Here is a 12,798-nt window from a genome sequence, read left to right on the forward strand (position 1 = left end):
GCTTACGCCTTTAATTTGATCATTTATTCGACCATTAAGTTGGATAGGCGCGAATTGTACACGACTGTGTATGGGTGGGGTTATCTACCAAAATAGAGAACTAACTGCTCTATAGTTGTATATAGAGGCTATTTGGTGCGAGATTTTCTAGCTCTGGGATGAGCTTGATCATAAACCTTAGCCAAATGCTGGAAATCTAGCTGTGTGTATACCTGCGTGGTGCTTATATTTGCATGTCCCAACAATTCCTGTACTGATCGTAAGTCACCACTTGATTCCAACATGTGGCTGGCAAATGAATGACGTAACATATGCGGATGAACATGCACTCCCAACTCAGTTCGTTGTGCGCGTTCACGCATTCTTTTTTGTACCGCACGTTGTGACAAACGCGAGCCACGATTATTCACAAATACTGCGCATTCCCCAGCTAACGCTATGCTTAGCCGAAGTTGTAACCATGCACTGAGAGCTTCATTTGCTTGCTGGCCAACTGGTAAATATCGTGTCTTATTGCCTTTACCTAGAATTTTAACCTGCCTTGCTTTGAGATCTAGATTTACCAAATCTAGATTGACTAATTCAGATAAGCGTAGGCCGGATGAATACATCAGCTCCATCATGGCATGATCACGCATTTCTAATGGATTGCTATTAACACCGGTACTAAGCAGACGATCCACTTGATCAACATCTAAAACCTTGGGTAATTTCTTAGCGCCTTTAGGCGCACGTACATCAGCTGCGGGATTTGCACCAATTTGATCATTTTTTAACAGATGTTTGTAGAAGCCTCGCAATGAAGATAACAAGCGCTGCATACTGCTTTCTGCCATACCCTTACGGTGACAACTAGCAATATATGCACGTATATCATGAATACTGGTTTCGGTTATATCAGCAATTTCTTGCTTTTCTAGGTAGTCCAAGAAGTTTTGAATATCGCCTTGATAGCCTTCTAATGTTGCGGGGGAGTAATGCTTTATTGTGCGAAGATAATCTAGATATTTCTGTAAACACTGGTTAAGCATCTTCACGACAAATTTTATTATTGTTTAAGTAACTTCTTCAGTTTACGGCTAAGTAAGTCAGCAAGATACTCTAAAAACAATGTCCCCATGCCTTCGTAAAATCGATTTTCATTGGAACTGCCTAATAGCAACACACCAAAATTCTTATTACTACGCAATGGAATTGCTACACCTGATTTAACATCAACGCGTTTCACAAAAAGATCCACCAGACCTTTTCCACGCAAAAATATGCAGTCTCGGCAATTCTCTAAAATAATTTGCTTATAAAATACGTATTCTAAGTCAGTAGCAGTAATATTATTTTCTGTCGGCACAGTATACTCAGGTGCAACATCATAAAGACCTAAACGAATTTGCAATGACGGAAACTCATTATTTAGAAGATCGTTAATAATAGGGATAATATTCTTATTATGGTCAATCTCGATCAAGCGACGTGCAATTCTATGTAATTGCTCTTCAAGAATTTCATTGTCTTGTGCAATTTGTACTAAATGAAGAATCTTCTTCTCTAGACTAGCGTTTTTATCACGTAGCAGCTGAATTTGACGCTCGACTAAAGATACTGCAGTACCAGACTCATGCTTAATATCAAGATCACGCAATAGAGCGGGGTGTTGATTAAAGAACTCCGGATGCTGTAATAAATAATCTTTGACCGCTACAGGATCACTGGACGGTTCCGCTTCACTGCGTCTAGTACTCGCACTGGCACTCGCGTGAACATCGGATTTTGTTGTCATACGTTAACACTCCCCTCAAAACTAAATTCGGTTGGCCCTGTCATTAACAGACACCCTTCTTCATTACGGTGAATTTCCAACACGCCTCCCGGCATTGTAATCTGAACCGTGTCATCCACTCTATCTTTTTGTTGTGCAACAGCTGTAGCTGCGCAGGCTCCGGAACCACTTGCCATGGTCTCACCAACTCCTCGCTCAAAAATCCTTTGAATAATATTTTGTCTATTCTCAATTTGAATAAACTGAACATTGGTACGCTTTGGAAATCTTCCATCTACTTCCAACTGACTTCCTATCTTATACACATCTATTGAATCGACATCATCAACAAATATTACAGCATGTGGATTTCCCATCGAGACAACGGCAAATTCAATTTGCTGCTGATCTATTTCAAGCATGTGTGCATTGTGCTCGTTATGCTCACTAAAGGGAATCTTTTCCGAATCAAACTCTGGCACTCCCATCTCAACCGTGACATTAATGTTATCACGGACATGTAAAGTAAAAGTGCCTGCGAGCGTTTCAACCTTTATGACTTTTTTATTCGTAAGACCAAGTCTCCTCACAAACTGAGCAAAACATCTTGCACCATTTCCACACTGCTCAACTTCACTGCCGTCACTATTAAATATTCGGTAGCGAAAATCAACATCTTCCTTACTAGGTGATTGTGCAATTAACAGTTGATCGCAACCAATCCCAAGTTTTCTATGCGATAAATGACGAATATTATTGGCTGTTAAATCGAAATCTTGGCTAATACCATCAAGCAAAATAAAATCATTGCCAAGTCCGTGCATTTTTACAAAATTAAGTTTCACCGCGTTTCCGTGAGTTATAAGGTTTATTTAATTACTATTATTGCTTGTTCAATTTATTCATACCCAGACGAACAATTTCTTTATAAATACATCTATCCATGACCATAAATATTCCTGATTGCTGTGCTTTTTTTTGAGCATCTAAATTAATTATGCCTTCTTGCACCCAGATCTTATCTAGTCCCAAATCAATACATGAATCTACAATCCCCGGAATAAATTTAGGTGCACGGAAAACATTAACCAAGTCGACCTTAAATGGAATATCTTCCAGTGACTTATAAGCATTTTCACCCAATACTTCGCGTACGCCGGGACGCACAGGTATTACTGTATATGAACAATCCTGCAAATGTTTCGCTACACGGTGGCTGGGTCTATGTTTCTTTGGTGACAAACCTACAATGGCAATTGTTTTTACACTTCCTAACAATTCGGTAATTGCTTCATCATTCATCACACAATTATGTATAAGTTACTGACTATATAGAGCTAATCAGCGGGCAATAACACTTCATTTTGCCATAGTTCATCTATCGCATCTCTACGCCTAATTAGATGAACATCATCACCATCAATCATTAGCTCGCAAGGGCGCTGGCGCGTATTATAGTTACTTGCCATGGTCATTGCATAAGCACCTGCAGACATCACAGCGAGTAATTCGCCTGGAAGCAATTGCTTCATTTCACGTTGCTTTGCAAAAAAATCACCACTTTCACAAACAGGACCGACTACATCATAAACTTTATCTTCCCGATTAGCATTTAGTGTCACCGGCATTAAATTATGCCACGCTTGATACAACGCTGGACGAATTAAGTCGTTCATCGCAGCATCAACTAATACAAACTCAGTGACTTCTATATCTTTTACATACTCAACAGCAGTCACTAAAGCTCCCGCGTTCGCTACAATTGATCTTCCAGGTTCTAGCACCAATTGATAGTCCTTACCTTCAAACAGTGGCGTGATAACGTCTGCATATTGATTAAATTCAGGGGGTTTTTCATTTTCATAAGTAATCCCAAATCCACCACCCAAATCAATATGCTTTAATTTAATACCCAACTGCTCCAAATTTTCCACAAATTCAAATACATGCTCAGCCGCATCAACATAAGGTTGAGTGTCAGTAATTTGTGACCCTATATGACAATCAACTCCCACCGGCTTAACCCAAGGATCATCTTTTATAGAAGCATATAATTTAAGTGCTAATTCGCTAGTGATACCAAATTTACTTTCTTTTAAACCTGTTGAAATATATGGATGCGTATTTGGATTTACATTAGGATTAATTCGAAGTGATACATTGACATGCATTTTCATTTCAGCGGCAATTTCTCGAATACGCCCGAGCTCATACTCAGACTCAACATTAATACACCCAATTTGACAATGTATTGCTTTGCGGATTTCATCCTCTCTCTTGGCTACACCTGAAAACATTATTTTACTCGCATCACCGCCCGCAGTGAGTACACGTTCAAGCTCACCCAAAGAAACAATATCAAAGCCAGCGCCCCATTGGGAAAGCATCTGCAATACAGCGATATTGGAATTAGCCTTGACCGCGTAGCAGGGTAAAAAATCTAATGATGAAAATGCTGTGCATAACTCTACCCAGCGTGAAGTTAATGCAGATTTAGAATAGACGTAGAATGGCGTTCCATACTCTAGTGCCAAGCGAGGAATATCAACTTGTTCGACAAATAACTTATCTTGTCGATATTCAAAACCAGGGAATTGATTCACTTAAGTCCTGCTGAGTTATTGAGCGTAAATTCTTAAATTTAATTAGCTAAGAGATAGTATGTTTACGGCTATTCTTTGTCTTCATTTTGTTGTTCTGCAGTACCTTCATCTTCAGTCGGTGCGTATAGGTCACCGTACTGCCCACACGCAGTTACTACCAGGATACAAGCCAGCAAACACAGCACCAAAGCGATTCGATTCAAATTACTCTACCTAATTATTTAGTCAGCGATATATTATCCGCGCGTAATTATAACTATGTACACACAGATATAATATAGTGATCTATAATAGATAGCCTATGGCAAGTTTAGATTATCTAGAAAAAATACACGGAGACAATCCAGATGCCGCGATAATTTGGCTACACGGCTTGGGCGCTGACGCTTATGACTTCATGCCACTGGTATCACAGCTTAACTTGCCAAGTGAACTGTCAATTCATTTTGTTTTTCCTCATGCACCTGTTCAACCTGTCACTATCAACCAGGGCATGAGTATGCCCGCATGGTACGATATCTTGGAGCTCAGCCTTGAAGCTGAAGAAGATCACGCGGGTATCACATCATCTATGAATGCCATAGAGTCACTAATTGAATCTAAGTTTACTCATATTGACCCAAATAGAATTATATTAGCTGGGTTCTCGCAAGGTGGCGCTTTAGTTTTACATACACTATTACACGGCAAAGCGGCGATCGGAGGCGTAATTGCATTATCGACTTATCTACCTCTTAGAGGACTAGCGCCTGAGGCAAACAAAGGCCGAGTTTTAGGCCATGATATTTTTATGGCTCACGGCGATTACGATGAAGTATTACCTATTGATGTTGGTGATTTAGCGCGTGGGGTGCTGCTCACATTAGGCACAAAAATTACCTGGCGCAATTATCCCATGGCCCATCAACTGTGCGATGCACAGATTCAAGACATTCGTAAGTGGGTAATTAACAAGCTAACAAATTAAACGATTCTTTTGCGCGCGGCTTGTATTTGCTCACGCACTTGGCGAGGACTAGTGCCGCCCACTACTTGCTTAGATTCTGCTGAACCACGTGTTTGTAATACTGAATAAACATCCTCAGATATTACATTCGATATGGACTGATACTGTTGCAAAGACAATTGTTCCAACTCTTTACCTTCATCGATTGCAATACGTACTGCTCGACCGACAATTTCATGCGCATCTCGAAACGCCATGCCTCTAGCAACCAAATAATCTGCCAAATCGGTAGCCGTCGCATACCCTTTGTTAACTGCCTTAGCAAGATTATCAGTATTAAAAGTAATATGCGGTATCATATCTGCATAAACGCGCACGCTACCCATAACAGTATCAATTGTGTCGAATAATGGCTCTTTATCTTCTTGGTTATCTTTATTGTATGCAAGCACCTGTGACTTCATTAACGTAAGCAAGGACATTAAATTGCCAAATACCCGCCCACTCTTGCCACGCACCAATTCTGGCACGTCAGGATTTTTCTTTTGCGGCATTATCGATGACCCCGTGCAAAAACGGTCAGGCAATTCTATAAATTCAAATTGCTGTGATGCCCATAAAATAAGTTCTTCAGACATGCGTGAAAGGTGCATCAACAAGATTGAAGCAAATGAACAAAATTCAATCGCGAAGTCACGGTCACTCACTGCATCTAATGAATTATTTGTAATCGCATTAAACTCTAATTGCTCAGCCACGTAGTCACGGTCAAGAGGAAATGGCGTCCCTGCTAACGCAGCGGAACCTAAAGGCATAATGTTGACACGTTTTTTGCAGTCTGCTAAACGAGCACGATCTCTTGTCAACATTTCAAACCATGCCATCAAATGGTGACCCACAGTGATTACTTGCGCAACTTGCAAATGGGTAAATCCCGGCATCAAAGTATCAGCTTGTTTTTCTGCAGTTTCTAATATGGCTTGTTGCATACGTTCTAACTCAGCGTCAATAAATCCAATTTGCTCGCGCAGGTATAAACGAATATCTGTTGCAACTTGGTCATTCCTAGAACGACCCGTGTGCAATTTTTTACCAGGCTCACCAATCTTCGCGACTAGACGCGATTCAATATTCATATGCACATCTTCAAGATCAATGCGCCAATCAAATTTATGAGCTTCAATTTCTTCACGAATCTCATCAAGTGCACCTACTATGGCTTCACATTCATCTGTAGTTAGCACCTTAATTTTTGCCAACATACGGGCATGTGCTTGCGAACCAGCAATATCTTGCGAATACATGCGTTGATCAAATGCCACAGATGCCGTAAATTCTTCCACGAATGCATCCGTCGACTCAGTAAATCGTCCACCCCATGGTTTTTTTCCATCTGGTTTTGTTTGCTGAGAATTGGTTTTTTTATCGTTGTTGTTTTTAGACATAATGACAAATCGATCAAATGTGGCGTGAGTATACCTAGGAAAGTAGTCTTTAAAAATAAACTTGCGACGCAACTCTTTATAAATATATATGGCTCAAAGTCCTTCTCAAAGACCACCAAAACAAGATAACAGCCAAACAGAACCAGGTTTCTTACCTGATTTCTGTAATGCTCGTGTTATTTTTCTAGTCATTCTTGGTGCCATCTTACTAGCCTTTGTACTATCGCTATCATCAATTCAACCTGGTGAGGACTACTGGGTGAAATTATCAATGATAGCGCTATTTATTGTATGGATTGCTTTTGGCAACATTCTGGTTTTATGTGTCAGTCGAAGATTTCTCCATCGCCTGCAACCAATTGTGGCTGCATTCTCTTGTTATGGATTGAGCTTATTAGTGACATTAATTATATCTATACTAGCTGTGGTAACTACTCCTCAAGAGACTAATTTATTGGGTGGTGGTGACTCCATATACATGAATGGATTTTTACTTAGAAATATTGCTATAAGTGCAATAGTAAGTGCTGTGGCATTGCGATACTTTTATGTTCAACATCAATGGAAATCTAACATTCAGACTGAAGCACGCTCTAGAATTCAGGCATTACAGGCGAGAATTCGCCCTCATTTCCTATTCAATAGTATGAATACTATTGCCAGTTTGACCCAAACAGCACCAGCTAAAGCAGAAAAAGCGGTATTAGATCTTGCTGACTTATTTCGCGCTTCACTAGGCCATCAGGACAAAGTAACCCTACGAGAAGAATTGGATTTCACTAAACGTTATATCAATATCGAAGAACTCAGACTTGGAGAGCGATTAAAAGTGGAATTACACTTGCAAGATAGCCTCAGTTTAAGCACACTCATACCCGCATTGATCTTGCAACCTTTGGTAGAAAATGCGATATACCATGGTGTAGAGCCATTGACAGATGGGGGGACCGTCCGAATTGAGATCGAGAGTACCGCTCGTGAACTACAGCTTACCATCACGAACCCGAAACCTATGGAACGTGATCCACTCAGGTCTGGCAATAAAATGGCGCAAGATAATATTCGTCAGCGTTTGCAACTTGCATATGGCGATCAATCCAAAATGAAAATTAGAGAATCCGACAAAGATTATTCAGTTAGCTTCCATATCCCCATAGAAGCTTAGCTTAGAAACATAATTAAATATCAGCGAAATAAGAGGCGTAATCAATGAAAGTTTTAATTGTGGATGATGAAGCACCAGCACGTGACCGATTAATACACATGGTTTCTTCCATAGATAGTATGGAAACCAGTGGTCAAGCATCTAATGGTCTTGAAGCTGTTCGAATGGTGCAAGACTCACACCCGGACGTTGTCTTGATGGATATTCGCATGCCTGGCATGGATGGTCTCGAAGCCGCTCGCCACTTAAGCGAAATGGACGAACCACCTGCAATTATCTTTACCACTGCGTATAGCGAACATGCTCTAGAAGCCTATGATGCCAATGCCGTTGATTACTTAGTGAAGCCTATTCGCCAAGAGAAATTAGAAAAATCACTGGCCAAGGCTAGAAAATTAACTAAGGCGCAAATCGCAGCACTAAATATAGAAACCAATAATACTGGTCGCAGCCATATCTGTGCACGTATTCGCGGTAACCTAGAGTTAATACCTGTGGATGAAATTGTATATTTCCAAGCAGATCAAAAATACATCACAGTGCGTCACCTTGGTGGTGAAGTATTGATTGAAGATGCACTTAAAAATCTAGAAACTGAATTTGAGGATCGTCTTATTCGTATCCATCGAAATGCCTTAGTTAGTACTAACTACATCACTGGCATGGAGAAAAATATTGATGGTCGCTTTGTGGTTAGCTTTAAAGAAATTGACGACAAACTCGAAATCAGTCGTAGACACGTGGCAGAAGTACGAAAATTCTTGAAGTTCAGATAATCACGCGCGTCACCCTCGCACTCTATTTTCAAAATGTCACGCATTCGAATAGCAACGCGTGAGAGCCAACTCGCCCTATGGCAGGCGAATGAGGTATCTCGATTACTATCCTTACACCATCCTGATATTGACGTAGAAATTATAGGTATGACGACCGAAGGAGACCGGTTTCTTCAAGCATCATTAGCTGCCGCAGGCGGTAAAGGCTTATTCGTAAAAGAGCTCGAACAATGTCTACTAGATGATAATGCGGATATTGCAGTGCACTCAATGAAAGATGTCCCTTACGAATTACCAGCATCATTAGAAATTCATACCATCTTAGAACGTGAAGATCCTCGCGATGCGTTAGTCTCCAATCACTACAAGACATTAGACGAATTGCCTTCCGATGCTATTGTTGGCACATCTAGCACGCGGCGCGAATGCCAAATTCGTGCATTGCGCGCAGATCTGAAAATTCAGCCATTGCGTGGCAACGTAAATACGCGTTTAAAGAAACTTGATGAAGGTCAGTATGATGCTATCATTTTAGCTAGCGCAGGCCTGAAACGTTTGGGCTTTGAAGATAGGATTGTAGATTTTATCGCAACTGATACCAGCCTTCCCGCTATAGGACAAGGTGCTATAGGTATCGAATGTAGAGACAATGATTTAGCCACAAAAGAAATTCTGGCTCCTCTGCACCATGAGCCAACTTCGTTGTGTGTAATTGCCGAACGTGGAATCAGCACCGCACTATCGGCCAATTGCCATTTGCCTATTGCTGCTCACGCAACAAAATCTGCAGACTCATTAACACTAAATGCATTAGTCGGGCTGCCAGATGGCAGCAAGATTTTACGCGCTTCAGCGTCAGGTTCACATGATCAAATAACTCAAGTTATCCAACAAGTCATCAACGAACTTTTGAAGCTAGGTGCTAATGAACTCATTGATTCCTTACGAGAAGAATAATTCTGGTGGAACAGAATTTACCATTGAGTAAAACTTCTATCGTGGTGACACGACCCAGCTTGCAGAATAAGAATATCTGTACTCAATTAAGCTCAATGGGTGCTATTCCCATTGCTTTCCCCTGTATCGAAATCAGCCCAATATTAAATATAGACACGTCCAACTTTGATAAGGTATTGCCTAATTGCGATCTAGTAATTTTTATTAGTACAAATGCTGTCCACTATGGCCTCAAAACAATGCCTAATCTGTTTAAACAAGTTCCTGAATCATGCCAATTTGCAGCTGTTGGCGCTTCAACTGCACAAGCCTTAAGCGAGTATGGCGTTAAACGAATACTCTGCCCTTCAGACAAATTCGATAGTGAACAATTACTTAAATTGCCTGAGTTAGAAAAACTTAATAAAAAATCAGTACTGATCGTTAAAGGTAAGGATGGGCAAAAGTCACTGCACCATTCTCTAGAAAGTAGAGGCGCTAATGTCCTATCAGTTGATGTTTATCAAAGAACTCTGCCTAAATCTGTCAATTTGGACGCAATCAATACTAAAATTGATCTACTATTGTTTACCAGTAGCGAGACAGCCAATAATTTCTTGGAGTTGGCCCCAAATTCACTGAAAAATACATTATTAGCCTGTCAAACCCTGGTAGGACACAAAAGAATCGCAGAAAAAGTAACATCTCTTGGTTTCAAAAAATTGCCTATAATAGCCGCGACCCCATCAGATACAGATATGCTGGCTGCGATTAATCTATGGGCCCTAAACGGGCCCTAGCAGATAGACCAGTAGCACGTAGAAAATGAACGGAGAGAAATAATGAGCACTAAGGGTGACATGGAACCCAAAACAACAACCGCACCCACAAAGCCTGCGGCTAATACCAATAAGCAAAAGTCTGGCAGCGCACTGCTAGGGGTTTTTGTGTTCCTAACATTTTTATTAGCCGTTGCCGGTATAGGTGCCGGTTACTATGTGTGGCAACAAATGCAACAACAATTTCAAGCTGCTGAAGTTGAACGCAAAGCGCTTGAGCATGCATTAGGAACATTAGATCAGAACCCACGCATTCAAAAATTCAGTCGCAATTTCAACAAAAAAATTGAAGATACAAATTCCAACATAGAAAAAATATCAAAGAACATTAAATCGCTGGATGGAGAACAACAAAGACTAGCCAGTGTTGTTGAGAAAACCAGCGACATTATAGGCCGTGGGCAAAATGGTTGGATGTTAAAAGAAGTTGAACATGTATTACGCATGTCTCAACACCGATTATTACTTGATCGTGATTTTGATGGTGCAATAGCTGGGTTAAAATCTGCCGATCAACGACTTAACGACATTCATGATGTCCGTTTAATCCCCATTCGCAAATCTATAGCAAAGCAGACACAAACTTTAAATCAATTCCCCCATCCCGACTACACGGGTATCCAGCTTCAATTAGATAATACTATTGCGTCACTTAAAAATGGCTTGCTGAAACAAGCAACAGTGCAAACCGCAAACAAACAAGCATCTAACTCATCTATAGCACCTAAAGAAAATGAAAATCCCACTGACAACAAACCATTTGATGCGGAAAAGTTTTTGGCATTAGGGAAACAATTTGCTCTAGACATTCTTGAAAAAACTAAAGCAGCGTTCAGCGACTCAATTAACGTAACTCACGGCGAGCAAAAAATTGCTTTGTTTATTGAAGAACAAGAAAAGAAGCGAGCATATGATTTTTTACGTAATAAATTATTAGGCGCGAAATACTCAGTCAGCACGCGAGACGACAGTGCTTTCCACCAGCAATTAAACGCTGCGCGCGCGTGGTTAAACAATAATGATCACTTTACCAACCAAGCATCTCTCACCAAAGAGATCGATCAATTAAATAAAAACGATTTGATGCCTGAGCTACCAGATATTTCGGAACCTTCTACATTATTAGCAAAGCACATGAACAGCATTAAGGACAAGAAATGATTAAGCGAATTTTATTCATTTTACTCGTTGGACTAATTATTGCCGGTGTCGGTATTTTAATTATGCGCGAACCAGGATTTGCAGTATTTAGCTATAGTGATACCACAGTAGAAATTCCACTAATTAAGTTCTACTTCGGCACGGTTGCTGCCTTTATTATATTGTATTTCCTATTTCGCATTATTGGTGCCTTATTCCGATGGCCGAAACGCATACACTTAAAGCGCCAACAAAAACGAAATCTTGAAATCATGCATGCCTTAGAATCATCCATGCTTAACTTCAGTCAATTTAATTGGGCTGAAGCTATGCGCACGGCGACAAAGAACATTAAACAAAGCCCAATACAAAAAGCACAGCATTTGTTTACTGCTCACTGTGCGCATAACTCAGGACAGAAAGATACACGAGATGCTCACGTCACTAGTTTGAGAAAATCTGAAAGCGGCAAATCTTTAGCTAACACTATAGAGGCTGAATTTTGTTTGGAAGATGGTAAGCATGAAAAAGCACTAATGCTATTGCGTGATGAAAGCACAGATAATATTTGCAACCTAAATACACTTTGTCATTCTTATATTAAAACTAATGACATTTCAGGTTTAGAAACTTCATTACCAAAATTGCTCCCTCATGCAGATAAAGCGGCACGCATTCAATACACGGTGAATAGAAGTTTAGAATGGGCAATAAACTACTACGATGTACATTCATCTGAAATACAGTTATCTGACTTATGGAAAACTTATCATAAGCAATTACAAGCTAACCCTGTGTTATTGCGATCATATGTTCGAACTCTAATCAACCATGGACAAGATACTGCTGCAGAGCAAATTATAAAAACTCAACTTAATATCAAGTGGGATGAAGCATTAATCCAAGAATACGGCTTATTAAAAATTGACAACTTGCCTCAGAGAACCAAGCAAAGTGAAGATTGGTTACAGCAACATAAAGATAGTGCTGGTTTATTGTTAACATTGGGCCGCTTAAATAAAAATCAAAAACTTTGGGGCAAAGCAAAAAGCTATCTTGAATCTAGCTTAAGTCGTAAACCATTGGTAGGCACCTATGCCGAGCTAGCTGAATTACATGAATTATTAGATGAACCTATAGATGCTCAGCGTTGCGCTAAAAAAGGCTTACACATAGCATCAAGATAACAATA

General features: G+C 40.2%; 14 protein-coding genes. 7 read left to right on the forward strand and 7 right to left on the reverse strand.

The annotated features are described in order from the left end of the window. Nucleotides 1-128: 128 nt before the first annotated feature. The 6 genes from xerC to R8G33_09180 all read right to left on the reverse strand — a co-directional run bounded on the left by xerC (nucleotide 129) and on the right by R8G33_09180 (nucleotide 4,562). A complete protein-coding gene (gene xerC / locus R8G33_09155) occupies nucleotides 129-1,031 on the reverse strand; it encodes a tyrosine recombinase XerC (protein ID MDW3095825.1) in 903 nt (300 codons plus the stop codon). 17 nt (nucleotides 1,032-1,048) lie between these two features. Next, entirely contained in the window at nucleotides 1,049-1,777 is a 729-nt protein-coding gene (locus R8G33_09160; protein MDW3095826.1) for a DUF484 family protein, read from the reverse strand. Next, nucleotides 1,774-2,601, reverse strand: coding sequence for a diaminopimelate epimerase (gene dapF / locus R8G33_09165; GenBank protein ID MDW3095827.1), 828 nt, complete (start codon nucleotides 2,599-2,601; stop codon nucleotides 1,774-1,776). Before dapF ends, R8G33_09160 begins: the two co-directional genes overlap by 4 nt. 37 nt (nucleotides 2,602-2,638) lie before the next feature. Next, a complete protein-coding gene (locus R8G33_09170; protein MDW3095828.1) occupies nucleotides 2,639-3,058 on the reverse strand; it encodes a CoA-binding protein in 420 nt (139 codons plus the stop codon). A 35-nt stretch (nucleotides 3,059-3,093) separates the two neighbouring features. Beyond that, the gene (gene lysA / locus R8G33_09175) at nucleotides 3,094-4,359 is read right to left on the reverse strand and encodes a diaminopimelate decarboxylase (GenBank protein MDW3095829.1); all 1,266 of its coding nucleotides are present in this window, start codon (nucleotides 4,357-4,359) and stop codon (nucleotides 3,094-3,096) included. A gap of 68 nt (nucleotides 4,360-4,427) precedes the next feature. Continuing rightward, a complete protein-coding gene (locus R8G33_09180) occupies nucleotides 4,428-4,562 on the reverse strand; it encodes a hypothetical protein (GenBank protein ID MDW3095830.1) in 135 nt (44 codons plus the stop codon). A gap of 98 nt (nucleotides 4,563-4,660) precedes the next feature. Between R8G33_09180 and R8G33_09185 the strand changes: the two genes are divergently transcribed. Continuing rightward, nucleotides 4,661-5,326, forward strand: a complete 666-nt coding sequence (locus R8G33_09185) for a carboxylesterase (protein ID MDW3095831.1) — start codon at nucleotides 4,661-4,663, stop codon at nucleotides 5,324-5,326. Here the strand turns inward: R8G33_09185 and argH are convergent. Beyond that, nucleotides 5,323-6,750, reverse strand: a complete 1,428-nt coding sequence (gene argH / locus R8G33_09190; protein MDW3095832.1) for an argininosuccinate lyase — start codon at nucleotides 6,748-6,750, stop codon at nucleotides 5,323-5,325. The two genes, R8G33_09185 and argH, sit on opposite strands and share 4 nt — an antisense overlap. 88 nt (nucleotides 6,751-6,838) lie before the next feature. Here argH and R8G33_09195 point away from each other — a divergent pair, with 88 nt between their 5' ends. The 6 genes from R8G33_09195 to R8G33_09220 are packed head-to-tail and all read left to right on the forward strand — an operon-like array spanning nucleotide 6,839 to nucleotide 12,793. Continuing rightward, nucleotides 6,839-7,915: a histidine kinase gene (locus R8G33_09195; protein MDW3095833.1), complete on the forward strand. Its 1,077-nt coding sequence runs from the start codon at nucleotides 6,839-6,841 to the stop codon at nucleotides 7,913-7,915. Between the two features lie 44 nt (nucleotides 7,916-7,959). After that, nucleotides 7,960-8,691 (forward strand): LytTR family DNA-binding domain-containing protein, encoded by a 732-nt coding sequence (locus R8G33_09200; GenBank protein MDW3095834.1) that lies wholly within the window; start codon nucleotides 7,960-7,962, stop codon nucleotides 8,689-8,691. A 33-nt stretch (nucleotides 8,692-8,724) separates the two neighbouring features. After that, a complete protein-coding gene (gene hemC, locus R8G33_09205) occupies nucleotides 8,725-9,648 on the forward strand; it encodes a hydroxymethylbilane synthase (protein MDW3095835.1) in 924 nt (307 codons plus the stop codon). Between the two features lie 5 nt (nucleotides 9,649-9,653). Next, nucleotides 9,654-10,427 carry a uroporphyrinogen-III synthase gene (locus tag R8G33_09210; GenBank protein ID MDW3095836.1) on the forward strand — a complete coding sequence of 258 codons (774 nt, stop codon included), beginning with the start codon at nucleotides 9,654-9,656 and terminating at the stop codon, nucleotides 10,425-10,427. A 42-nt stretch (nucleotides 10,428-10,469) separates the two neighbouring features. Next, nucleotides 10,470-11,627: a uroporphyrinogen-III C-methyltransferase gene (locus tag R8G33_09215; GenBank protein MDW3095837.1), complete on the forward strand. Its 1,158-nt coding sequence runs from the start codon at nucleotides 10,470-10,472 to the stop codon at nucleotides 11,625-11,627. Next, the gene (locus R8G33_09220; GenBank protein MDW3095838.1) at nucleotides 11,624-12,793 is read left to right on the forward strand and encodes a heme biosynthesis HemY N-terminal domain-containing protein; all 1,170 of its coding nucleotides are present in this window, start codon (nucleotides 11,624-11,626) and stop codon (nucleotides 12,791-12,793) included. The genes R8G33_09215 and R8G33_09220 overlap by 4 nt, the downstream gene beginning before the upstream one ends. Nucleotides 12,794-12,798: the final 5 nt, after the last annotated feature.

This window comes from Gammaproteobacteria bacterium, assembly GCA_033344735.1.
Taxonomy (GTDB): Bacteria; Pseudomonadota; Gammaproteobacteria; order UBA4575; family UBA4575; genus UBA1858.